The organism is Agrobacterium sp. SORGH_AS_0440 (genome assembly GCF_031453135.1).
Classification (GTDB): domain Bacteria; phylum Pseudomonadota; class Alphaproteobacteria; order Rhizobiales; family Rhizobiaceae; genus Agrobacterium; species Agrobacterium pusense.
Genome location: NZ_JAVIYR010000001.1, coordinates 291,533 through 314,399 on the forward strand (window position 1 = coordinate 291,533; position 22,867 = coordinate 314,399).

Consider the following 22,867-nt stretch of genomic DNA (forward strand, 5'->3'; position numbering starts at 1 on the left):
TTGCCGTCGCGGCAGCCCGTGGCGTTAGTACCCTAAAACCGCCATCACCGGGCTCTCCATCACCTGTCCCGTCAGCACGTCGGCAATGCCCATATCCGTCTGGTGCGGGCCGATATTGCAGGCGAGCGTGGCCCCGAAGCAGGCCTTGAAGACGAGATAGGGCGGCTGCCATTCCACCACCCTGCCAACGGCTTCGCGCAGTTCCTCGAAAGCCTTTGCAACATCTTCAAGTGCCGCATCGGAAACGAGGCCGGAGAGCGGCAGCGGCAGAAGTGCAGTTACCTTACCTTCGGAGGCGACGGCCATACCACCGCCTGCCGCTATCACCGCATTGGCGGCGAGCGCCATGTCTTCTTCATTGCCGCCGAAAACGGTGAGGTTATGGCTGTCATGCGAGACCGTTGTGGCGAAGGCGCCGTTCCAGTCTCCCCAGCCGGTGAGGAAGCCAGTGCGGGTGACCGGTTCGGACTTGCCGTGGCGGTGGGTGACGGAGATCATCGTCGCACCTTCGGGCGGAACGACGAAACCATCTCTCACCTCGGCCTCCACCTCGCCCCATTGCGTGAAGCGCGGGCGGTCGATGGTGGCGAGGCGCACCCTCGCGCCTTCGGCAGCAACCCGAAAATCTTCGGCCACGCGCAGCGGCAGCTTCATCGAGCCTTCGAGCGCCGAAGTATCACAGGCGGGCACATCCACGAGCATATGTCCGCCTTCCGCAACCGTCCTGCCCCCGGCAAGGACGTAACGAGCGGCAAAACCGCTCAGGTCCTCGAAGATAACGATATCGGCGCGACGGCCGGAGGCGATGAGCCCGAGGTCAGGACGCCCAAGCCTTTGGGCGGCATTGAGCGTTGCGGCGCGCAGTGCCCATTCGGCTTTCAGGCCATAACGGACAAGGCGGCGCACCACATCATCCAGCCCGCCGCCATTTAACAGGTCATCCGGAAAGACATCGTCCGTGCACAGCGTCACGGTCTGCGGCAGGTGGCCCAGCGCGTTCAGCGCTTCCACGAATTCCGGCAGCAGGTGGTCATGCGAGCCGCGCAGCTCGATGGTCATGCCGGCCCGCAGTTTCGCAATGAGGTCTTCGCCCGAGACCAGCTCGTGATCGGACGAGACGCCAGCCGCCATGAAGGCATTGAGATCGGCGTCCTTGAGGCCGCGCGCATGGCCGCAGACCAGTTTCTCCGAGGCAAGCCCGGCCTGTACGATGCCGCTCATGCGCGGATCGCGCTCGATGACGCCGCGCATGTTCATGATTTCCGCGACACCGCCGACCTGGGGCCATGACAGGATATCGGCGAGAATGGCGGCGTCGAAATCAGCTCCGCCGCGTTCCAGCCCAGGCGCGGAAGGCACGCATGAGGGCGCCAGGAGAACGGCACGCAGCGGCAGGTTTTCGATGGCCTTCGCCGCCCAGCGCACCCCTTCGACGCCATGCACATTGCCGAACTCATGCGGATCCCAGACGATGGTGGTAACGCCGCGGGCGACAACCGCTGCCGCATAGGCAGCCGGTGTGATCATCGAGCTCTCGATATGCATATGCGTGTCGATCAGACCCGGCGAGACATACCCGCCGGCCGCATCGATGATTGTTGCAGCATCTTTGCGGCTTGCCGGTTCGTGCACGCTGGCGATCAGCGCACCGACAATTCCGATATCGGCAGGGCGCAGCTCACCCGTTACCACATCCACCAATGTTCCACCGGTGATGAGGATGTCGAAAGGCGCATCGCCGCGCGCGGCGGCAACGGCGCGGGCGCGGAGCGCATCATCGCCGAGATCGGCAGGTTCGCATGTGGTGAGGTTCGCGTTCATCGGGCGGCCTCCCGGCGCAGCGCCTCAAGAATAACCGTCCTCGCACCGTCGGCATCCAGCGTCTCAGCAAAATGCGCGTTGAATGTTTGCGCTTTCTCCGCACGCGGCTCGACCACCGTTCTGCCCCGCGTCAGCGTCGCCTGAAGCTCGACATCTATCCGCGCGTGACGCCAGCCGATTAGGCCAGAAACGGAGCCCGAGGCGAAGGCAACGGCAGCGACCGGATCGTAAAGCGCCATGCCTGGTCTGCCGCGACGGGTGGCGATGCCGATGAAACCATCAAGCAGATCGGCGATCAGCCCGGCATTCCTGCCGCCCGCATTGCGGATCGGCAGCACATCGGCGGGCGAAGCGGTAACCTTGCGGCAGGCGTCCAGATCGACCATACGCAACGGCAAGCCATGGGAGAGCACGATGGCCAGCGCTTCCGGATCGGCAAAGGCGTTGAATTCGGCCGAGGCCGTGTGATTGCCGCTCGTCACGCCGCCACCCATCCAGGTGAGGTCGGAAATTCTCGTGGTAAGATCAGGCCGGGCGAGGCACAGGGCGGCAATATTGGTGAGCGGACCAAGCGCGAGAATGCGCCTCTCGCCCTCCCCCTCCAGCCAGGCGCAGAGAGCGGCGAAGGCATCGCTTTTCGGCAAGGCCGCGGCATCCGGCAGGCTTTGGCCGACGGTCGGGATGCCGTTTTCGCCCAGAATGCACTGCGCCGTTTCAAGTGCACCCAACACCGGCATGGCGCGGCCCTGATGGATCGGCATCGACCAGCCAAAAGCGGCAACCGCACCCGCGGCATTGTCGCAGACGGCCTGAAGCGTCGCATTGCCGAAAACCAGCGAGATGGCGTCTATGGCGAGACCCGACGATTGCACCACCAAGATGGCGGCGATATCGTCAAAGCCCATATCGGTATCGATCCAAACACCCATGATCAGTTGAATACCTTGAGGCTCGCCGCCTTTTCGACCGGCAGGTCGAAGGCAAGCGTATCGCCGATTGCGTGGGAGGTCAGGGCCGCGTCGGTTTCAGCCTTGATGGGCCCGAGCGGTGTGTCGAGCAGATATTCGCGGCTGTTGCCGGCGAAGGATGTGCCGCGCACGGTTCCCTGGAAAGGACCTGAACCGAGGGTGACCATGCGCGGCCGCCAGGCCAGTCCGGATGCTGAAAGGACTGGTCCGGGAAGCGGTGTTGTGCCGTTGGCGGTTTTCAAAGCCCCGCCTTGAAGGGCGAAGATGTTTTCGAAGCCGACGAAGTCGGCCACGAAGGCGGAAACCGGCGCGTTGTAAATCTCTTCCGGCGTGCCGATCTGCTCAATCTTGCCGCCCTTCATGACGACAATGCGGTCGGCAAGCGCCAGCGCCTCGATCTGGTCATGGGTGACGAAGATCATCGTGACACCCGTCTCCTTCTGCACGCGCTGCAGTTCGGTCCGCATTTCAAGACGCAGGCGGGCGTCGAGATTGGAGAGCGGCTCGTCGAGAAGCAGCACTTTCGGCTCCATGACCATGGAGCGTGCCAATGCCACGCGTTGCTGCTGGCCGCCCGATAGTTCCGCCGGCTTGCGTGAGGCGAAATTGGACAGGCCGACCGACTTCAGGCCGGAGGCGACCTTGTCCTCCAGCGCCTTGCCGCTCATTCCCTTGAGTTTCAGGCCGAAGGCGACGTTTTCATAGACCGTCAGATGCGGGAAGAGCGCATAGGACTGGAACACCAGCCCGACGGCACGTTTGTTGGCCGCCACCCGGGTAATATCGGCGCCATCGAGATTGATCCGCCCGGCAGCCACCGGCATCAGCCCGGCGATGGCGCGCATCGTCGTGGTCTTGCCACAGCCGGAGGGCCCGAGAAGCGCAAGCAATTCGCCCTTGCTGATATCGAGATCGAGATCCTTGACGGCGACGTTGCCACCATAGGCGAGCGAGATTTTTTGGAGCGAAAGATAATTTGCGTCAGACATAACGGGAGAACCCCAGGAAATGTTCGGCCATGAAAACGATGCCGATGGAAAGGAAGGCGAGCAGCGAGGAAAGGGCGGCCACGGAAGGATCAAAGACGATTTCCATGTAGCCCAGCATGTCGATGGGTAGCGTGCGCACGCCGGGACCGGACAGGAACAGCGACACAGGCACCTGGTTGAAACTCGTCACGAAACCGAGAATGAAGGCCGACAGGATGCCGCCGCGGATATTCGGCAGCACAACGCGGAAAAATGCGCCAAGCCGCGACGAGCCGAGCAGCACCGCCGCCTCCTCAATATCGGAGCGCAGATTGTTGAGGCTGGCTGAAACCACGCGCACCGCATAGGGCAGGATGAGCGCGGTGTGGGCGAGAAACAAAGCAAGCGTGATGCCGATGCCGAAGGGCACGACGAAATAACGCAGCAGCGCAAGACCCACGATAATGCCCGGGACGATGATCGGCGCGGACACGATGGTGCGCACCGTCTCGCTAAAGGGCAGCTTGTAGCGCGACATGGCGTAGGAAGCGGGAATGCCGAGGATCAGCGCTGTGAACGTGCCGCCGATGGCAAGGAACATCGACATCGCAAAGCTCTCGCGGAAGCTTTCGACCGTGAAGACCTTGGCGATCCACTTCAGCGAAAAGCCCTGCGGCGGAAAGGCGAGCGTATCGCCAGCCGAAAACGAGGCCGCAACGATGATGAGAAACGGCCCGATGAGGAAGCCGACGACAAGCAGAAGCGTGAGCGGAATGAAGAGCTGCCGGGTCATTTCTTGTTCCTCGCAGTGGCGATGCGCTTCAAGAGGATATTGGCGGCAAAGCTCATGACAATCAGGATGAAGGCGATGACGCTGGCGGCGACGAAATTATTGGAAACCGTGACCTGCTGGTAAAGCAGGGTTTCCAGCATCAGCACCTTGGACCCCCCGAGAATGGCGGGCGTGATATAGGCGGTCAGCGAACCGGTGAAGACCAGCGTGCCACCGACGACGAGCCCTTCCCGGGTGAGCGGCAGGATGACCTTCCAGAACACCTGAAACCAGTTGGCGCCGAGAACGCGGGCAGCAGCGATCGTATCCTTCGGCATGTTCTCCAGCGCGCTGATGAGCGAGATGATCATCAATGGCAGGAACAGTTGCAGAAGGCCGATGAAGACGGCCGTTTCGGAAAACAGGATGCGGATTGGCCCGTCGCTGAGGCCCACCGCCTGCAGCGCCTGGTTGACGATGCCGGTTCTGCCGAGAATGACGATCCAGGCATAGGTGCGGGCGACCGGCGAAATCATCAGCGGCAGCACGACGAGGTTGACCACATGGCCCTTCCTGGCCGGCGACAGGTTGACGATGGCGAAAGCCGCCGCGTAGCCCACCACCGCCGAAACGACGGTGACGAGCGCGCCGAGCTTCAGCGTGCGCAGGAAAACCGTCTGGTTCAGCGGATCGGAAAAGAAAGCGCCATAGGCCGACAATGTCCAGCCGTCAGCGGTGCGAAAGCCTTCCGACAAAAGCATGAAGACCGGCACGAGAAAGACCGCCGCCGCGAAAATTGCGGCGGGCAAGGCAAGCGCCAGCGCTTCGGCCCGGTTCTGAAACATATGGCATTCTCCGGTCTTGAAATTCCGCCGGCTACGTTTGGCGGAGGACTTGTTCATTTGGCGTCAGTGGGTGCCGGCATATCGATCTCCCCCTTTGTGGGGGAGATGTCCGGCAGGACAGAGGGGGGTGACGTGCGCCAGCACGTACCCATTCCCGCCCCTTCGAGCTTGTTACTGCCCCACCTTGGCGTTCCACTCCGACAGCCACTTGTCGCGGTTATCGAGCGTTACGTCGGAAGGAATGAGCTGCAGGCTGCGGGCGGTTTCATCGCCATAGGTGATGTTGTTCGCCACCTCGTCGGAAACCTTGACTTCCCTGTTGGTCGGGCTGTCCACCAGCTTTTCCGCCAGCGCCTTCTGGACGTCGGTCGAGAGCCAGAAATCCATGAATTGCAGCGCAAGATCCTCGTTCTTCGTGCCCTTCGGTACGACGAGCACGTTCATGCCGCCGGTTTGGCCTTCCTTGGGCGTTGCCCAGGCGAGCGGCAGGTCGAGCTTGGTGAAAGGCGCCCAGGAGAAGCGGCCGATCGGCGCTGCCCAGATTTCCTCCTGCTGCATGAGCTGCACCAGCTGCGAGGACTTGACGTAGAAGGTGACGATATCGTCCTTCTTTTCGCCCACGGCCTCGATGGCGCCGGCAAGATCGGGCGTGTCCTTGCCGATGGCCTTGCCCAGCATGTAAAGCGCCGGCGGGCCCTGGTTGGTGGTGACATTCGGGAAGGCGACGTGGTCGACGATACCGTCCTTCAAAAGATCGGCCCAGCTGTCGATCTTCATCTTGTCGGTGCGGTAGACAATCGACGTGGCGTAGAAATTGACGCCGACGCTCATGCCATCGCCATTCGGGTCCTTGGCGATGTCATAGAGCTTTTCAATATTCGGAACCCTGGAAGCATCGATCTTCTGGATCAGGTCCTTGCGGGTGGCCGACAGCGCATCGGCCATGGAGACGATGGCGAGATCGACGACCGGGCTGGCCTTGTTGGCCTCCATCTTGGCCAGACGCTCGACGCTGTTGCCGGTCTCGACGACGAGCTTGCAGCCGCATTTCTGCTCGAAGGGCGTATAGACCAGTTCCTTGAATTCATCCTGCGCGAAGGCGTAGACCGAGATCGTCAACGTCTTGTCCTGGGCCTCAGCGGCTCCCATCGTCAGCATCAGGGCGGCGCCCGATGCGAGAATGATCTTTTTCATGGTGTGAGTTCTCCTGCTGTCGTGTTCTTGGCTTCAATCGCATCATGCTTTGTCTTGCCGGTGGAGCCGCGCATGATCAGCGCCATCGGTACTTTCGAAACATCCGCCGTGACGTCGACCGCGGCCCCGTTTTCTCCGGCGCCATCGATCGCGCGCAAAAGCGCGCCAACGGCGAGATCGGCGATGCGGCCCATATCCATGCGCATGGTCGTCAAGGGCGGGGTGACCACGGCAGAAAAGATAAGATCGTCGAAGCCGGTGACACTCGCCTCTTCCGGCACCTCGATTCCCGCGCGCTGCAATTCGGTCAGCACGCGCAGAGCGTGCAGATCGGATACGGCGGCAAAGGCCGTGAAACCTTCGGCAACTTTCTCCGCAAGGCCCAGCCGGCAGCCCGCGCCACCGCCCTTTTCAATGCCATCGATCCAGAGCGTCTGGGCCAGGCATGTTTTGCCGAGACCATCGCGAATGCCGCCGAGACGGTCATTCTGAACATTGGAATCCCTGTTCTTGCCGACCAGCACCACCTTGCGATGGCCGAGGCTCGCAAGATATTCACCCACCTGCCGGCCGCCATCCCAATGGTCGGCAGCAACGGTATTTCCAGGTGTCGACGGGCTGTCGATGACGGCCACCGGGCAATCAACGCCGGAAATGCGTGTGCCACGTCGGGGAACGACCACCATGCCGTCCACCCCGCGCTCGATCAGCCGGTCGATCGCATCCGTCTGCATGGCGATCTCACCGCGCGCATCGGCGATCAGCACGCCATAACCCGCGTTGACAGCCGCCTTCTCGATGGCCTGCGCAATCTGTGGAAAGAGAGGATTGGCAATATCGGGCAGGACGAGCCCGAGAACGCCCGATCTGCCGGTGCGAAGCGCCCTGCCCGCCGAACTCGGCACATAGCCCAGCTCGCTCGCCGTCTTGCGGATACGTTCCACCAGTTCGGGCGAAACGCGGCCCTTGCCGGACAGCGCATTGGACACGGTTGCCACCGACACGCCGAGTGCCGCTGCTATCGCGCTCAGATTGGTGGCAGGTCGTGACGACGCCATAATGGTCCGGAAGGGCTGATTAAACGTTTAATCACGATAATCGAGGCGCGAACCGCTGTCGAGTCCTGCGCTGGCAAAATAGGGCGAAAAGCTGGGCACAAAGGTTAAATGCCCGAAAAAAGAGCGATTATTTTTACGCGCTCTGGGTACTGGCTGCGCGATAAGCCTCCACCTGACGCACCAGCCAATCTCGAAACAGGACGACCGGGACGTGGTTGGCGCGTGAAAGCGGGGCCACCGCGTAATACGAGCTCGGGCTTCTGGCCTGATGATCGAAGGCTTTGACCAGCTGCTTCGATTTCAACTCGTTATCGATGAGGAAGAGCGGCATCAGCGCGACGCCGAGGCCGGCGATGCAGGCCTGCGCAACGCTGGAAAACTGTTCGAAGCGCATGCCCTGCGGCAAGACGAGTGACAGGCCGAGGCTTTCGAACCAGTGGCCCCATGCGCCCGGCCGCGAGGCCATGTGCAGCAATGGCAGGGCAGCGATGTCTTCTCCCTTTTCCACCGGATGGGCGCTGAGGAACTGCGGGCTGCACACCGGCGCCACCATTTCATGCATCAGAAAGGTACTTTCCGCGCCCGGCCAATCGGCCTGGCCGATATGGATTGCCATATCCAGCTGCTCACGCTCGAAATCGAACTGGCCGATGCGGGTCGCAAAATTGATGGTGATCTCCGGGTGGTTCGCCACGAAATCGGGTATACGCGGCAGAAGCCAGCGGGTGCCGAAGGTGGGCAGCATGGCGAGGTTCAGCGTATTGCCATGCGTTTTGGTCATGATCTGCAGCGAGGCTGAGCGTATCTCGCCGAGCGCTGCCGCAATCGATTTTGCGTAGATCTGCCCCTCCGCCGTCAGCGCCACGCCGCGTGCGCCGCGGTCGAAGAGCCGCACGCCAAGCTGTTCTTCCAGTGACATAACCTGCCGGCTGATTGCCCCCTGCGTCAGCGCCAGCTCATCTGCGGCGGCGGAAAAGCTGCCGAGCCGGGCAACGGAATCGAAAGCGGCAAGCGCACTTGTGGATGGCAGGAGTTTGCGGCTGAGAGATGTCATGAGCCATTACTATATGTAATGCAAAAATGAGTAAACATGGCTTGTGCCATCCGGGCTGAATACGAATAATCCTGCCAGCAAATCCGGAGGCATAAAGTGAGCGAACGCGTAGCATTCAATTGGCAGGATCCTTTCCTGCTCGAAGACCAACTGACTGACGACGAGCGGATGATACGCGACGCCGCGGCCGCCTTCGGCAAATCGGAGCTTTTGCCGCGTGTCTCCGAAGCCTATCTTTCTGAAACCACCGAGCCGGAACTGTTCCGCCTGATGGGCCGGCAAGGCCTTCTCGGCGTTACCCTGCCGGAAGAATATGGCGCGGCGAATGCGAGCTATGTGGCCTATGGTCTCGTCGCCCGCGAGGTGGAGCGGATCGACAGCGGTTACCGCTCGATGATGAGCGTGCAGTCCTCGCTCGTCATTCACCCGATCTTCGCTTACGGTTCGGATGAGCAGAAGAAGAAATACCTGCCCGGCCTCGTCTCGGGCGAACTGATCGGCTGTTTCGGCCTCACCGAGCCGGATGCCGGCTCCGATCCGGGCGGCATGAAGACCCGTGCTGAAAAGATCGAGGGCGGTTATCGTCTGCGCGGTTCGAAAATGTGGATTTCCAACGCACCGATCGCCGATGTCTTCGTGGTCTGGGCCAAATCCGAAGCCCATGACAACCAGATCCGCGGTTTCGTGCTCGAAAAGGGCATGAAAGGCCTCTCAGCACCGAAAATCGGCGGCAAGCTTTCGCTGCGCGCTTCCATAACAGGCGAAATCGTCATGGATGGCGTCGAAGTCGGCGAAGACGCGCTGCTGCCCAACGTGTCCGGCCTGAAGGGCCCCTTCGGCTGCCTCAACCGCGCCCGCTACGGCATTTCCTGGGGCGTCATGGGCGCTGCCGAAGATTGCTGGTTCCGTGCCCTGCAATATGGTCTCGACCGCAAGCAGTTCGGCAAGCCGCTTGCCGGCATGCAGCTTTACCAGAAGAAGCTCGCCGACATGCAGACCGAGATCGCGCTCGGCCTTCAGGCATCGCTGCGCGTCGGCCAGCTGATGGACGAGCACAAGATGGCGCCGGAAATGATTTCCATCGTCAAGCGCAACAATTGCGGCAAGGCGCTGGATATCGCCCGCCAGGCCCGCGACATGCATGGCGGCAACGGCATCCAGATCGAATATCACGTCATGCGCCACGCGCAGAACCTCGAAACGGTCAACACGTATGAGGGTACGCATGACGTGCACGCGCTGATCCTCGGCCGGGCCCAGACGGGCATTCAGGCGTTTTTCTGAGGGTTATGGACCGTAGCGGTTGCGTCAAGAAAGAGGCCTCCGAAGATCGCTTCGAAGGCCTTTTTCTTTTCAAGCTCAGGTGAAGGCTCAGAATGTGCCGCGCACCCCGATGCCGAACATGCGCGGTTCGGTCATGCTCGCCTCGATGCCGCCAATGCCGCGGTTTTCCTTCATAAGGGTCGGCGCGCGCTCGTCGAAGACGTTCTTGACGTAAGCGTAGAACTCGAGTTCGTCTTGGAACTTGTAGCTCGCCCGCACATCCGCGATCGTGTAGGGATCGATCGCATAGACGGCCTTGTTGTCCGTATCGGAATAATAGCCGTCGAGATGGCGGACCTGCCCGGACACGGTGAACTTGTCCGTCACGTCCCAGCTTGCGCCGACGGTGAAACTGTATCCCGGCGACTTGGCGAATTCCTTGCCGACATAGGCGGCATTGCTGGAAATCTCGTCGATCTTCGTCTTCAGCAGACCGGCGCTGGCTTTCAGCGTGAGATTGTCGAGCACCCGATAATCCGCGCCAATTTCCAGACCATAAGCATGGGCTTCTTCGGCGTTAACGGTGTAGGATTCGCTGATGCCGGTGGAGACGACGACCGGTACGTTAAACTGGGCGTTCTTCATGTCCATGTAGAACAGATTGCCGTTTACCGTCAGCGTGTCATCGAGCAGGCTGGCGCGGGTGAACACTTCGTAGTTCCAGATGGTTTCCTTGTCGAAGCTCCGCCATTTGCTGGTGGTCAGGTCGAATGCGACGCCGCCGGGATTGTACCCGCGGCTGACAAGACCGCCGACAGTCCAATCATCATTGATGGCATAGGCGAGAGACGCCTTGGGCAGGATTTCAGAGAAGGTTTCGTCATAATTGACCGAACTTCTGCTGGTGGCGCTGAGCGTCCGGTAACCGGCGCGCTGAATCTGGTCCTGCTGGTAGCGCAGGCCACCCGTCAGGGTCCACTGGTCGGTCAGCCGATAGCTCAGCTCGCTGAAGAGGCCGAGATTGTCCTTGGTGTCGCTGAAGCGAGAGGTGCCGCGCAGATAAAGCACCTCGTCGGCTTTCGTGTGCGCATAAAAAATGCCGGCGACACCGCTCAGAACATCCTCCTGATCGCCGAAGGTGACGCGCGTTTCATGCGACGTGTTCCTGAGATCGACATCGGCGTCGCCGTTGTTGGCGATGCCGACCCGGCGTTTGGCGGTGGAGTCGGAAAACTGGGTCTGGTTGAACAGTTTCACGCCGTTCTCGAAATCGTAATTGATGTCGAGAATGCCCGTATTGGTATACTGGCTGAAATTCGGCATCGTCGTGGTGATGTGGTTGAGATCTTCGAAGGGACGCGACGCCGCTTCCTGGCTTGGCCGGTTGGAGGCGTTGTAGGAATAGGTCAGCTTTGTGGAAAGACCGGGAATTTCAGACGGTTCCCAAAGAAGCTTGAAGCGACCGTTGAATTCCTTGAAGTTTTGGTCCGTTCCCTCATGCGCAAAGGCGGAATTGATGTAATCGATGAAGGTATCGCGGCCGGAATAATCGATCGCCATGCGCGCCGCCAACTCGTCTTCGATCAGCGGGCCGGAAAAGGCGAAGGAACCACGCTTCTGGTGATAGTTGCCGATTTCCGCCTGATAGCTGGCTTCCGGCGTAAAGGTCGGGTCCTTGGTGTTGACAAGGATGGCGCCGGCAATGGCGTTGGCGCCCTGCGAGGTCGTCTGGGGCCCGCGGAACACCTCGATGGTGTCGACATCCCATATGGACGTCGCCCCGTAGATGAACTCGTTATACCCGAGATAGTGACCGTCCACATTGATCGTCGCGCGCGGCACCGTACCGGTGAAGAAGGCGATGGAGCCGGTATTCGGGCCCTGCGTGTCCTGTCCGCGAATGATGGGGGCACTGACGTTGTCGGTGTAGACGACGTTCGGAATATCCTTGATCGCCTCGGATACGGTCGGATCGCCGGTCTTTTCCTTTTTGATCTCCTCGGCGGTTTTGACTGACACGGACGAGGCCGTGTTCTTCATGTCGCGCGCCACTTTTTCACCGGTCACGACAATCGGCTTCAACACGGTCGTCCCTGCTGTATCAGCCTGCTGATCATGACCGACAACCGGCGTCACGAACAATGTCGCCAACGTCAGAACACTGACCCCACTCATCAAACGGCCATTAGAGCTAAACCCCATCATACACCCCAAATAAACATGAGAGTCATATTCAAGTAACGGAAGCGTTATCCGTTTCGCAATAGAGAATGCGTTCCGTATTGCGGACAAGCAGGCTTCCGTAACGGGATGTGCCATATTTACAACAAAGTTTAAGGGACCGCCTTCTCCGCCATGGCAGCCCGGCCGGAGAAGTCATTGAAAAGGCTGAAGACAGCCATTCCGATTTTCGTCGCAATGCGTTAGGCATTCTCGAAAGAGTGGGGCACGACCTTGAACGCCATGGATGACGAAACCGAAGAACGGCCGGAAAACGAAGGTGAAAAGCGCTCGGCGCTTATTCAATCCGTATCGATTGCGGCGCGGTTTCTTAATCTTCTCTCCAGGTCCGATACGGGGCTTGCGCTTGGCGAACTTGCTAAACGCGCCGGCACCGGTCGCTCCACCGCGCATCGTTACATGCAAAGCCTCGTGCGGGAGGGACTGGTGATACAGGATCCCGCAAGCGGCAGTTACGATCTCGGCCCCGCAGCGCTGGGCATCGGCATCAGCGCCCTCCGACGAATCAACCCGGTCGAAACCGCCGGACGTGAGATGAAGGCGCTTGCCGCGCAAATCGGCGCCAGCTGCGGCGTGGCGATCTGGACCGAGCGCGGCCCGACCGTGGTGCGGTGGGCGCGAAGCGCCAGCTTTTCCATCAGCACCGTCGCTCTTGGCGATGTTCTGCCGCTGGACAACAGCGCCTGCGGTCTGGTTTTTCAGGCCTATCTGCCACCGGACAGGGTGGCTGCCGTGCGCAGGCTGCAACCACCCGCCTTTCGCGGCTCTCCTCCTGCTGCCGGCATTCTCGAAACCATCCGCGAGACGGGCGGCGCCGAACTCAATGAACATCTGTTCTCCGCCCTGACGGGCAAGGCGGCGCCGGTTTTCGATGCCCAGGGCGAACTCTGTTGTGTCGTCACCACCGTCTCCTTCGTGGCTACCGCCGAAGCGGAACGGCATTTTTCGCGACTGATCGAGGCCGCCCGGCAGGCAACCGCCGAATCCGGTGGCGGCTAGACACCTTCGGCCAGATGCTCCGCAAAGGTGCGGCCGGAATAGGCGGTGCGGAAAAGCCCGGCATCGGCAAGTTTCGGCAACAGCCGCTCCAGCACCAGCCGCATGGATGCCACCGAGCCGCCGGGCACCGCGACAAAACCGTCGATTGCCCCTGCGGCCGCCCATTCACGGATGCCCTTAAAGGCATCTTCAACGGTGCCGACGATCTGCCAATGGCCGGATCCCATCACCTCCGGCCGCCGCAGTAATTCCGCGACACTTAGCGTCTCCCGCTCAATCAGCCTGCGCAGCAGTCCAGCATGGGTGCGGCTTCGCGGTCTTTCGGGCGGCGGCGGCAGGTCGGAAGCGGTGACCAGCCGCGTGAGCGGCCAGTCGGTGAGGTCGAGGCCCGTCATGTCGAGAACCGACGCCAGGGTGCGGGCGCGGTTGGCGCGGGCATGGGTCTCAGAAAATAGTTCAAGCGCCTCCTTGCCGGTATCCGCCAGATATAGGCTGAGGCCCGGCATCAGCTTCACCCCGTCAGGCTCACGGCCATGTCCTTCGGCGCGCCGCCGTAAGTCCGCTCTCAGTTCGATGGCTGCCCGCATGTCCGGCGTGGAAGCAAAGACTGCATCCGCCACCGAAGAGGCGAAATCGCGCCCCTCGGGAGACGCACCGGCCTGCACCAGCGGAATGCGGCTGGCGTGGGCTGGCAGGTTGAGCGGCCCTTTCACACTGAAATGCCTGCCCTCATGTGCTACCGGGCGCACCAGCGAGGAATCGGCAAATCGCCCACTTTCCCTGTCGAGTTTAAGGGCTTCATTTGGAAAACTCGCCCAGAGCTGCTGCACGACCTGCGTGAATTCGGCGGCGCGTCCATAACGCTCCTGCGGTGACGGCATTTCTCTCAGGCCGAAATTTTCGTGCCCCTCTAGTGCCGTGACGATGTTCCACCCGGCCCTGCCATTGCTGAGCCAGTTCAACGACTGAAGCTGGCGGGCCACCACATAGGGCGGCAGAAATGTGGTCGATACGGTGGACAACAGGCCGACATGGCTCGTTTCCCGCGCAATGGCCGAAAGAAGCATGGTCGGGTCCATGCTGGCAAATCCGCCGCCGGTTTCCAGCCCCTCGGTGCGGAGGAAAAGCGTATCCGGCCGGAACACGAAATCCACATGCGCAGCTTCCGCGCGCTGTGCCAGATCGACGAAATAATCGCTGGAAAATACCCGATTTATATCGCTGTCGGCTCGACGCCATGCTTCGCCGCTGAGCCAGGTTGGGGCCAGCGACATGCCCACATGAAGTTTGGCTGCGACTGACATGATGCACCTCGACTGAAATATCCGGCAAGAAAACCGCGCGTTGAATCGGCAATTTCGATTTGTGGAGAGTTTTACTATAGTTTAGTGTCGCTTCAAGACCAGAGTGTCGCGCCCGTCGGGGAGGAGCCCGTCTCCCGCAGGTTCGATATTAAGATTCAAAGACTTATAATCCTCATGTGGCGTCTCGACGCATGAGCGCATGACTAACAGGAGTTGTATCCGGTGCTTGACGCCACGGACCTTCACGCCAGCTATGGCCACGTTCCCGTCCTGCGAGGGCTTTCTTGCCGCTTCCACAGCGGTCGCGTCACGGCGCTGGTTGGCCCCAATGGCTGTGGCAAGTCGACGCTGTTGAAAACCATCATGGGTTTCGTGCCTTTGACATCGGGCGCGATAAGGCTTGGCGAGCGTTCGCTGGGCGACATCGGACGCAGGGATCTCGCGCGCCGTATCGCCTATCTGCCGCAGGAATGCCATTGCCCCGACTATATGACGCTCGGCGAGTTGATCGAGCTTGCCGGTTATGCACGCTATGGCCTTGCCGGCGGCCCGAGTGAGCGTGACAGGGCGCTTTTCGCCGGGGCGCTGAAGACAGTCGGGCTGGAGGACAAGGCGAGAGCGCAGGTCAACACGCTTTCCGGCGGGCAGCGCCAGCGCGCGTTCATCGCCATGGTGCTGGCGCAGGATACGGACGTGATCCTGATGGACGAGCCGGTCAACCATCTCGACATGAAATATCAATATGCCGTTCTTGGCCTTGTGCGCGAGCTGACCGACAGGCACGGCAAGACCGTTATCGTCGTGCTGCACGATCTCAACCTCGCCGCCACTTTCGCCGACGACGTCATCATGCTGAAGGCCGGGCAGGTTCTGGCATCAGGGCCGGTAGCAGACACGGTCACACCCGAAAATGTCGCCGAAATCTTCGACCTCGAAGCCGATATATTTTCCAGAAAGGGGCGTCTCATCTGCGTGCCCCGGCTGGAACGACAGGAACAGGCCACTCCGGCATGATCGCGAAAATAACGCTGATCCTTGCCGCGGCGCTGTTGCTGGCCGCCATCCTCGCCGTCAATCTGTTCGTCATGTCCGGCGACATGCCGCCTGCCGAAGTCATGGCGACACTGTGGCGCGGGGAGGCCGACAGCTATGAACAATCGGTGCTCCTCTATCAGCAAATTCCACGGTCACTGATCGCCATCTATGTGGGCGCCACAACCGCCGTCAGCGGCTGCGTGCTGCAGGGGCTTGCCCGCAATCCCCTCGCCTCGCCCTCGACCCTTGGGCTGAATGCCGGAGCGACGCTTTTCGTGATCGCCGGCGCGCTGCTGTTCGATCTCTCTGCTGAGGCACAGGGCCTTGCCGCGCTTGCGGGCGCCGGCTTCGGTTTTGCCGCCTGCTTCGTTGTCGCGCGTCTTGCCGGGCGGGTGAACGATCCGCGCGGTCTGTCGCTCATCCTTTCCGGAGCGCTGGTTTCCATGCTGCTGATCGGCGTGACAAACGCCCTGCTTCTTTCCAACCCCACGCGTCGGGCCGAATTCCTGAGCTGGGTTGGCGGCAATATCAACCATGTCTATATCGAACGGCTCACCGATTTCTGGTGGATCGGCGCCATTGCAATGGTGATTTTGCTATCGGTCGCGCGGCCGCTGACGCTCGTTCTGCTGGGCGCGGAAAAAGCCGCTTCCGCCGGCGTGAATGTCACGCGTATTTCCCGGCTCGCACTGTTTGCCACCATGCTGGCGTCAGGCTCGGCGGTAGCGATCTGCGGCCCGATCGGGTTCGTCGGCCTTATCGTGCCACATATGATCCGGCCGCTGGTCGGCGTGAATTTCACGCTTGCTTTGCCGGCCTCCGCGCTTGTCGGCGCGAGCATCTGTGTGCTCGCCGATCTTGGCGCGCAAACCCTGTTTGCGCCCTACGTGGTCAATACCGGGCTGTTCATGGACCTGCTTGGCGGCCTCGTTTTCATCGTCATCGTCAAGCGCTTCTATCTGTCGCCTTCGGCAAGGGGGCTATCGTGAAACGGGATTTCGCCACGGACGGTAAAGCCGTTCTCAGGCTGCGCGGCGGGCTGCAGATCGGCATCGGCAACCTGACGGCCGGCCTGACGCTGGTTGCGCTGGCGTTGACGATCGCCGCCGTGTCCGTCAGCCTCGGCAATACCGAAACGGGCCTTATTGATCTCCTGAACGGGTTTGCCGGCGGGCATCTCGGCGATGATCAGGCCTATGCGCTGTGGACGGTACGGCTGCCGCGCATCCTGCTCGGCTTCATGGCTGGCTGGAGCGTGGCGCTGGCAGGCGCGATGCTGCAATCCGTCGCGCGCAATCCGCTCGCCGATCCCGGCCTGTTCGGGCTAAGCCAGGGGTCGATGACCACCATCATGCTGCTTCTGGTGCTGGTGCCGACGGCCCCCAAGACGCTGGTGGCTCTTGCGGCTGTCGGCGGAGGCTTGGCCGTGGCCTTCCTTCTGATCGCACTTGTCGGGCGCGAACGCTCGAGCGGCCTTGCCATATTGCTGATGGGCATCGCAATTGAGTCGGCGCTTTCCTCTGTCTCATCGGTGCTTCTGCTCTATACGCCAGCCGAAACCTCGCTTTCGCTGGCGGACTGGATGGCCGGTTCGCTGTTTCAGGCAAGCTGGCCGACCATCATCGTTTTTGCTCCCCTCTTTGCAGCAAGCCTTGCCGGCATTTTCCTCATTGGCCGGGCGCTTGCCGTGTTCGATCTTGGCAGCGAGATGGCCATGGCACTCGGAGAAACCGTCAGGCATTCGCGACCGCTCGTCATTGTGTTTGCGGTAATTCTAAGCGCCTCCTCCGTTACCGCTGTCGGCCCGCTGACATTTCTCGGCGTCATCGCCCCGCATCTCGCCACCTTCGTTTCGCCCGCCGTCGGCCGCGCCAGGCTTTTCCTGTCGGGGCTTACCGGCGGCATTCTGGTGGTCGCCGCCGATACGCTCTCGCGCGGGCTGGTGGCGGATGTGCCGATGCCGATTGGCCTTGCTCTGACGCTGATCGGCGTGCCGCTCTTCATCCTCACGCTGCGCCTGCAGGCCTTGCGCAGAACCACCGCTCACTAATATATCGAATAAAGGGAATGCCATGCGAATTGCCATCCTCGTCGCCGCACTTCTGGCCGCCGGAACGAGTCTCGCCGCCGAGCGCAGCGTGACCGATGCCGCCGGCCGCACCCTCTCCGTTCCGGAAAAGCCGCAACGCATTGTCGTCATGCACGAGCCGCTTCTGGGCGTGCCGCTGATGGATCTTGGCGCTGATGTGGTCGGCGCCTATGGCCGCAACAGCGACGGCAAATTCGCAACCGCCGTCGATTTCGTTGATACCGTTCTTGGCGAAGGCCACGCGAAACCGAAGGGTTTCGGCGCTGTCGGCCAAATCGACCTCGAAAAGCTGCGGGCGCTGCAACCGGACCTCATCGTCGCCACGGAAATGGACAGCGGCAAGGCCGAACAGCTCTCCACAGTCGCACCGGTCTATCTGCAAAAGGCAAGCGCCGGCAAAGCCTATGGCTTCAGCGTGGAGGAAGACCTTGCAGGTCTGGTCGGGCGAAGCGATGTCTTCGCTGAGCGTCGGAAGATTTATGACACCAAGCTCGCCGCCGTCAAAAAGACGCTGGGTGAAGATATCAACGGCAAGACTTATCTCGCGATCCTGCTGACGGACCAGATCAACGCCGTGGGGAACATGTCCGGCGCGGTGCAGGCAATAGAGGATCTCGGTTATGTCAGGTTGAAGATCGACAGTACCGCCTCTTCGGGCGGAATGGGCTCGACCCTGATGATGCCGCTGAGCGCCGAAGCATTCGGCAAGCTCAATCCCGATCTGCTTGTGGTGATGAACAGCTATACCAGCCCAGCCCGCGGCGAGGCGGGAACCCGCGCCGCGCTTGAAAAGATCATTCCCGGCTGGGAGCGTTTCGTAAAATCGGCACGCGAGAAAAGGATTGTTTTCCTCGATTCCACCAGGGGTGACGACGCCTTCCATTCCGAGCGCGCTCCATACATTGGATGAAGTGGAAAGCTGGGCAGGCCGCCGCTGACCACCTTTCTGCCCGACAAATCCCGGCACGATCACGTGCCGGCATAAACTTGAGTTTTCGAAGAAACTTATATTGCCGGGGCGGAAACCGCCTGTTATGGTCCGCGCATCTTGACGCAACGACGCCGGAATATCGCGCCGGATGAGAACCCCAACGCGCGATCATCCGGCACGCCGACCCGGGACAGCGAGACCGCCGAACCCGTCGGCGTCATCCCAGGAAAGACAGCAGCATGAGCATGCCAGAAACCATGGATTCCGCCCTTCCGGACCGCACTCCCAAACGCCACCGCCACGCCGTGAAGCTGCGCGCGCTGGACGTGGCGCGGACCGAAAAACTCAGCCGGTCCATGGTACGCATCGTGCTGACCGGGCCGGAACTGGAGGGCTTTACGAGCCTCGGTTTTGACGACCACGTCAAAATGTTCTTCCCCCAGCCCGGCCAAACCGAACCGACCCTGCCGGTGATCGGCCCGAACGGCATTGAATTCCCGGAAGGCGCGCCGCGGCCGCTGGCGCGTGACTACACGCCGCGCAGCTTCGATGCCGAAAAAGGCGAACTCGCCATCGATTTCGCCACCCATCACGATGGCCCGGCCAGCAACTGGGCGAAGAGCGCGAAAGTTGGTGACAAGGCGTGGATCGCCGGCCCACGCGGTTCCTTCACCGTTCCCTTCACCTATGACTGGCACCTGCTGATCGCCGACGATACCGGCATTCCCGCGCTGGCACGGCGACTGGAGGAGATGCCTGCGGGCACACCCGTCGTGGCGCTGATCGAAGTCGAGACGGAGGCGGACCGGCTGGAGCTCGTAACCAGGGCGGACGCATCGATCGTCTGGATAACGCAGAGGCCGGACAACGGAACCGACCACGACGCATTAACGAGCGCCCTGCGCCAGCTCGAACTGCCAAAGGGCGATTTCTTCAGCTGGGTCGCCTGCGAATCGAAGACCGCAAAGGCGGTTCGCGCCCTTCTGGTCGAGGAATTTGGCGCCAACCCCAAATGGACCCGTGCTTCCGGCTACTGGCGGCGCGGCGCGAGCGGCGTTCACGATCATTTCGATGAGTAACCCGGCAATCACGACGGCTGCCATGCGGGATGCGGAAGCGACTATGACGCAACTCAGAGCCCTTCTCGCAAGGGTTCTGGAAGATGAAGTGCGCGATATCGAACCGGGGGACAACCTGTTCGGCTATGGGCTTCATTCGCTTGCCCTCATGCGCCTGATGCAGCCGCTTTCACAGCTTGCGGGAGCGCGGCTCGCTTATGACGATCTGGCCCGGCGGCCAACGCTTGCCGCGTGGCAGGCACTCATCGAACGGTCACGCGCGGGACATTGATCCCGCGAACCGGCACGTTTCGCGCCGGAGCGCGATTTCCGACTATAGCAAGGAGAGGACCATGGCAGCAGACAACACACGTATGCTCGCACGTCGCATCGAAGAAGGCTTCGACAACGAAGGGGAGGCCCCGCCGAGCCAATATGAGGAACGGGTCTGGTTCGAACAGTTTCAGGATCCCGATCAGGTTTTTCGGCAGCTTCTCGCCTATCGGATCGGTGAAGAATGCGATCTGCTGCGTCTAACCTCGGCACTGAAGACGGTTTGTGAGGTCTGGCCCGAGCTTCGTGCGCGCTTTGCCTTTGGCGAGGACGGTACGCTTGCCAAGAGTATTGAGGCTCCATCCGCATCCATCGTGCAGCTGCTGCATGTCCCCTCGGCAGAGGAGGCACTGACTTTGCTGCACGACCTTCAGGGGAGGCCCTTTGATGCCGAGACCGACCCGCCTTTCCAGGCCGTCGTGCTTTTGAGCGAAGGTGAAATCCTGCTGGCATTTCTGGTCCATGCCCTGCTGGGCGAGGTCCTCTCGCCGCAGATCCTGCTGAACGGTATTACGGCGGCCTATGCCGGTGGAACGCCGAAACCGCTTTCGCCGCGTGCGGTCGAAAGTGACAGCGTCGACCCGCTTCCGCTTGGCTGGCTGCAACGTCCGGCCACCGGCTCGACCGTCGTGGCGCTGCGGCGGAACACAATTGACAGGCCTGCGAGCCATAGCCATGGTGTCGACCTTGCGGCTTCCCTGCTCGGCCTCCACAGCTCCACGGCTGCAAACGCGATCCTCGCGCGTGCCGGATCGCGTTTTGCGCTTTTCCTGGCAAGAAGCGGTGGCCCCGAAACAGTAACCTTTCGCCTGCGGCCCGGCCTCGGAGCAGCCACACCGATTTCAGCCGAGTCCGTGGCGCGGATAGCGATCACCCGCGACCAATCGCCCGAACAGGCTGAAAATGCCGTGCTGTCAGGGCTGGAGCAACGAACCGACAATGGAGGCGCAAAGGTCACCTTAACGCTGCAGGCGCTTGCGACACCTGTGCAGGCCATATCGGAACATGGTCTTCACTTCGAGCACCTGCCCCTGCCCTCCCTGCAATCCGGCCTCGGCCTGACACTTGCCGTCGGGCCGACGGCCGCGGGCGAGATCCGCCTCGAATTGACGGGCGGCAGGGAAACATCGCCGCATGCGACGGCCTTCCTCCTGGAGCGCTTCGTCAGCCATCTTGAAGGCGGCACGGATTTTTCCGAGGTCGTCCCTCAAGACGCCGCGGCAGCACCGCAGCAGGCAGCCCTTTCGCCCAGTGCGTCCGCTCAGAAGGACGACACCGCCGAAACGATCCTCGCCGAGTTCCGTGAAGCGCTCGTCTCACCCGACATGGGGCCGGATGACGATTTCTTCGATTTCGGCGGCCATTCGCTGATCGCGACCCGCATCATCGGCCGCCTTCTCGCCAATCACGGCATCGAGCTGCGCTTCAACGATCTGTTCAGCTACCCGACCGCCGCCACGCTCGCAAAACAGGCGACGCGGCTCGCAACCGCTGCGCCTGCGCAGGCGGACGCGACGGCGAGCGGCTCGCTGACCGCGCCGCTTTCGCTGGCGCAGATGTCGCTCTGGAAAGCCTATGCCGCTTTCGGTTTCGGCGAAATCTTCAACATTCCCTTCGCGCTCGATTTCCTCGATCCGGTCGATGAGAACGCCTTCGAATGCGCCTTCCTCGATATAATCGAGCGCCATCCTGGCCTGCGGACCCATTTCTACGTCGAAAACGATATGGTTCTGCAGAGGATCGTGCCAATGCATGATCTGCCCGGTTACAAATGGTTCTGGACCAGCGAAGAAAGCGAAGGGGTGGACCGCCACGCCGAGGCTGGCTGGCGCTTCGATCTAGCGCGCGAACTGCCGATTCGGCTACGCTTCCTGCGCGACCCCCACACCGGCCGTCAGGTGCTTTCCTTCCTCTTCCATCACATCGTGCTGGACGAATGGTCGGTGAACCTGATGATGGACGAGCTGACCGAGGCTTACCGGGCAAGGGCGACGGGCGTTGCCCCGGTCTTTGCGACCAGACCAGCCCCGTTCCACGAATTTGCAAGACAACAGGTCGCGTCAGGCGTCAATTCCAGCCACCTTGCCTACTGGACCGATATGTTGCGGGATGCGCCGAAAGGCCTTACCCTCAACGGACAGGAAAGCACACCGCACGAGGCATCGCAGGACGAAGCACCGGCGGGCGGCTGGATCGAGTTCAAGCTGGAAAAACATGTCAGCGACGGGCTTTACGCCATTGCCAGGCAGAACAGCGCCTCGCTGTTCAACGTGGTCTATGCCGCGATTGCCGCATCGCTGCGCCATCTCGGCGGGCTGAGCGATCTCGTGGTCGGCACCTCGGCTTCGGGCCGCACCGACAGCAACTATTTCGATACGATCGGTTATTTCACCACGGTCGTCGCCCATCGCGTTCGTTTCACGGAAACGATGACCGTCGGCGAACTGATTTCCTCGGTGAAGAACACCATCAATGACTCGCTGGAACACAGCGAAATCCCGATCGATCTCGTGGAGGAAGCACTGGGCATGACGCCGGGTCGCGACCATTTGTTCGAGGTCTTCATCCAGATCCACGCCAAGAACAAGCTGAACGGCGCCCTTGCGGGGCCGGATGGCAGGGCGGTGGAATTCCGCCAGATTGATCCGGACAAACACGAATCCATGCTGGGGCTGCAGTTCGAGGTAATGGAAGAGACGATCGGCGGCGATCGCTCCATTCGCGTGCTGATGAGCTACCGTTCGGACCGTTACGGACCTGAGGATGTCGAGCGGCTGCGCAGCACCACCAGCGGCATCTTCAGCCGTTTTGCGGAAACCGGGGCTTCGGACCGCGTGCTGACGACGCTCACCTGAGCCGGACCTGCGAAGGAAAACCCGGCTTCGCCTGACGGAGCCGGGTTATTTTGTCTTTGAACGCTGATGAGAATGTCCT

Annotated in this window: 18 protein-coding genes and 1 pseudogene; 9 read left to right on the top strand and 10 right to left on the bottom strand. The window is 61.3% G+C overall.

Annotation, left to right across the window (positions count from 1 at the left end):
• Nucleotides 1-24: 24 nt before the first annotated feature.
• The 8 genes from QE453_RS01375 to QE453_RS01410 form a co-directional block, all read right to left on the bottom strand.
• A complete protein-coding gene (locus tag QE453_RS01375) occupies nucleotides 25-1,821 on the bottom strand; it encodes an adenine deaminase (RefSeq protein ID WP_309776214.1) in 1,797 nt (598 codons plus the stop codon).
• Nucleotides 1,818-2,750, bottom strand: a complete 933-nt coding sequence (locus tag QE453_RS01380) for a nucleoside hydrolase (protein WP_309776215.1) — start codon at nucleotides 2,748-2,750, stop codon at nucleotides 1,818-1,820. Before QE453_RS01380 ends, QE453_RS01375 begins: the two co-directional genes overlap by 4 nt.
• A gap of 2 nt (nucleotides 2,751-2,752) precedes the next feature.
• Nucleotides 2,753-3,778, bottom strand: a complete 1,026-nt coding sequence (locus QE453_RS01385) for an ABC transporter ATP-binding protein (RefSeq protein WP_309776216.1) — start codon at nucleotides 3,776-3,778, stop codon at nucleotides 2,753-2,755.
• Nucleotides 3,771-4,550 carry an ABC transporter permease gene (locus QE453_RS01390; RefSeq protein ID WP_309776217.1) on the bottom strand — a complete coding sequence of 260 codons (780 nt, stop codon included), beginning with the start codon at nucleotides 4,548-4,550 and terminating at the stop codon, nucleotides 3,771-3,773. Before QE453_RS01390 ends, QE453_RS01385 begins: the two co-directional genes overlap by 8 nt.
• Nucleotides 4,547-5,374 carry an ABC transporter permease gene (locus tag QE453_RS01395; RefSeq protein WP_004445303.1) on the bottom strand — a complete coding sequence of 276 codons (828 nt, stop codon included), beginning with the start codon at nucleotides 5,372-5,374 and terminating at the stop codon, nucleotides 4,547-4,549. Before QE453_RS01395 ends, QE453_RS01390 begins: the two co-directional genes overlap by 4 nt.
• A gap of 171 nt (nucleotides 5,375-5,545) precedes the next feature.
• Nucleotides 5,546-6,568 carry an ABC transporter substrate-binding protein gene (locus tag QE453_RS01400; RefSeq protein ID WP_022562787.1) on the bottom strand — a complete coding sequence of 341 codons (1,023 nt, stop codon included), beginning with the start codon at nucleotides 6,566-6,568 and terminating at the stop codon, nucleotides 5,546-5,548.
• Nucleotides 6,565-7,626, bottom strand: a complete 1,062-nt coding sequence (locus tag QE453_RS01405) for a LacI family DNA-binding transcriptional regulator (RefSeq protein ID WP_309776218.1) — start codon at nucleotides 7,624-7,626, stop codon at nucleotides 6,565-6,567. Before QE453_RS01405 ends, QE453_RS01400 begins: the two co-directional genes overlap by 4 nt.
• Nucleotides 7,627-7,759: 133 nt before the next feature.
• Nucleotides 7,760-8,680 carry a LysR family transcriptional regulator gene (locus QE453_RS01410; RefSeq protein ID WP_004445308.1) on the bottom strand — a complete coding sequence of 307 codons (921 nt, stop codon included), beginning with the start codon at nucleotides 8,678-8,680 and terminating at the stop codon, nucleotides 7,760-7,762.
• A 96-nt stretch (nucleotides 8,681-8,776) separates the two neighbouring features.
• Between QE453_RS01410 and QE453_RS01415 the strand changes: the two genes are divergently transcribed.
• Nucleotides 8,777-9,964 (top strand): acyl-CoA dehydrogenase, encoded by a 1,188-nt coding sequence (locus tag QE453_RS01415; RefSeq protein WP_278067605.1) that lies wholly within the window; start codon nucleotides 8,777-8,779, stop codon nucleotides 9,962-9,964.
• Nucleotides 9,965-10,051: 87 nt separating this feature from the next.
• Here the strand turns inward: QE453_RS01415 and QE453_RS01420 are convergent, their stop codons facing one another.
• Nucleotides 10,052-12,118, bottom strand: a complete 2,067-nt coding sequence (locus QE453_RS01420) for a TonB-dependent receptor (protein WP_309776219.1) — start codon at nucleotides 12,116-12,118, stop codon at nucleotides 10,052-10,054.
• Between the two features lie 288 nt (nucleotides 12,119-12,406).
• On the opposite strand from QE453_RS01420, the gene QE453_RS01425 reads away from it, so the two are divergent.
• Nucleotides 12,407-13,183: an IclR family transcriptional regulator gene (locus tag QE453_RS01425; RefSeq protein ID WP_034496869.1), complete on the top strand. Its 777-nt coding sequence runs from the start codon at nucleotides 12,407-12,409 to the stop codon at nucleotides 13,181-13,183.
• On the opposite strand, the gene QE453_RS01430 is transcribed toward QE453_RS01425, so the two are convergent.
• Complete coding sequence (locus tag QE453_RS01430; protein ID WP_309776220.1) at nucleotides 13,180-14,487, bottom strand: NtaA/DmoA family FMN-dependent monooxygenase; 1,308 nt, start codon at nucleotides 14,485-14,487, stop codon at nucleotides 13,180-13,182. The two genes, QE453_RS01425 and QE453_RS01430, sit on opposite strands and share 4 nt — an antisense overlap.
• A 213-nt stretch (nucleotides 14,488-14,700) precedes the next feature.
• Between QE453_RS01430 and QE453_RS01435 the strand changes: the two genes are divergently transcribed.
• The 7 genes and pseudogenes from QE453_RS01435 (at nucleotide 14,701) to QE453_RS01465 (ending at nucleotide 22,788) form a co-directional block, all read left to right on the top strand.
• The gene (locus QE453_RS01435) at nucleotides 14,701-15,501 is read left to right on the top strand and encodes an ABC transporter ATP-binding protein (protein ID WP_309776221.1); all 801 of its coding nucleotides are present in this window, start codon (nucleotides 14,701-14,703) and stop codon (nucleotides 15,499-15,501) included.
• Nucleotides 15,498-16,511 carry an iron ABC transporter permease gene (locus QE453_RS01440; RefSeq protein ID WP_006698352.1) on the top strand — a complete coding sequence of 338 codons (1,014 nt, stop codon included), beginning with the start codon at nucleotides 15,498-15,500 and terminating at the stop codon, nucleotides 16,509-16,511. Before QE453_RS01435 ends, QE453_RS01440 begins: the two co-directional genes overlap by 4 nt.
• Complete coding sequence (locus tag QE453_RS01445; protein ID WP_309776222.1) at nucleotides 16,508-17,572, top strand: iron ABC transporter permease; 1,065 nt, start codon at nucleotides 16,508-16,510, stop codon at nucleotides 17,570-17,572. Before QE453_RS01440 ends, QE453_RS01445 begins: the two co-directional genes overlap by 4 nt.
• Nucleotides 17,573-17,594: 22 nt before the next feature.
• Nucleotides 17,595-18,549, top strand: a pseudogene (locus QE453_RS01450) (ABC transporter substrate-binding protein).
• Nucleotides 18,550-18,781: 232 nt separating this feature from the next.
• Nucleotides 18,782-19,621, top strand: coding sequence for a siderophore-interacting protein (locus tag QE453_RS01455; RefSeq protein WP_309776223.1), 840 nt, complete (start codon nucleotides 18,782-18,784; stop codon nucleotides 19,619-19,621).
• Nucleotides 19,614-19,892: a phosphopantetheine-binding protein gene (locus tag QE453_RS01460; RefSeq protein ID WP_108081550.1), complete on the top strand. Its 279-nt coding sequence runs from the start codon at nucleotides 19,614-19,616 to the stop codon at nucleotides 19,890-19,892. Before QE453_RS01455 ends, QE453_RS01460 begins: the two co-directional genes overlap by 8 nt.
• A gap of 61 nt (nucleotides 19,893-19,953) precedes the next feature.
• A complete protein-coding gene (locus QE453_RS01465; RefSeq protein WP_309776224.1) occupies nucleotides 19,954-22,788 on the top strand; it encodes a condensation domain-containing protein in 2,835 nt (944 codons plus the stop codon).
• The last annotated feature ends 79 nt before the right edge of the window (nucleotides 22,789-22,867 follow it).

What these genes read in the sequence shown, in the direction of transcription:
- QE453_RS01375 (WP_309776214.1), bottom strand. Translation starts at nt 1,821, where the DNA reads ATGAACGCGAACCTCACCACATGCGAACCTGCCGATCTCGGCGATGAT.
- QE453_RS01380 (WP_309776215.1), bottom strand. Translation starts at nt 2,750, where the DNA reads ATGGGTGTTTGGATCGATACCGATATGGGCTTTGACGATATCGCCGCC.
- QE453_RS01385 (WP_309776216.1), bottom strand. Translation starts at nt 3,778, where the DNA reads ATGTCTGACGCAAATTATCTTTCGCTCCAAAAAATCTCGCTCGCCTAT.
- QE453_RS01390 (WP_309776217.1), bottom strand. Translation starts at nt 4,550, where the DNA reads ATGACCCGGCAGCTCTTCATTCCGCTCACGCTTCTGCTTGTCGTCGGC.
- QE453_RS01395 (WP_004445303.1), bottom strand. Translation starts at nt 5,374, where the DNA reads ATGTTTCAGAACCGGGCCGAAGCGCTGGCGCTTGCCTTGCCCGCCGCA.
- QE453_RS01400 (WP_022562787.1), bottom strand. Translation starts at nt 6,568, where the DNA reads ATGAAAAAGATCATTCTCGCATCGGGCGCCGCCCTGATGCTGACGATG.
- QE453_RS01405 (WP_309776218.1), bottom strand. Translation starts at nt 7,626, where the DNA reads ATGGCGTCGTCACGACCTGCCACCAATCTGAGCGCGATAGCAGCGGCA.
- QE453_RS01410 (WP_004445308.1), bottom strand. Translation starts at nt 8,680, where the DNA reads ATGACATCTCTCAGCCGCAAACTCCTGCCATCCACAAGTGCGCTTGCC.
- QE453_RS01420 (WP_309776219.1), bottom strand. Translation starts at nt 12,118, where the DNA reads ATGAGTGGGGTCAGTGTTCTGACGTTGGCGACATTGTTCGTGACGCCG.
- QE453_RS01425 (WP_034496869.1), top strand. Translation starts at nt 12,407, where the DNA reads ATGGATGACGAAACCGAAGAACGGCCGGAAAACGAAGGTGAAAAGCGC.
- QE453_RS01430 (WP_309776220.1), bottom strand. Translation starts at nt 14,487, where the DNA reads ATGTCAGTCGCAGCCAAACTTCATGTGGGCATGTCGCTGGCCCCAACC.
- QE453_RS01440 (WP_006698352.1), top strand. Translation starts at nt 15,498, where the DNA reads ATGATCGCGAAAATAACGCTGATCCTTGCCGCGGCGCTGTTGCTGGCC.
- QE453_RS01455 (WP_309776223.1), top strand. Translation starts at nt 18,782, where the DNA reads ATGAGCATGCCAGAAACCATGGATTCCGCCCTTCCGGACCGCACTCCC.
- QE453_RS01460 (WP_108081550.1), top strand. Translation starts at nt 19,614, where the DNA reads ATGAGTAACCCGGCAATCACGACGGCTGCCATGCGGGATGCGGAAGCG.
- QE453_RS01465 (WP_309776224.1), top strand. Translation starts at nt 19,954, where the DNA reads ATGGCAGCAGACAACACACGTATGCTCGCACGTCGCATCGAAGAAGGC.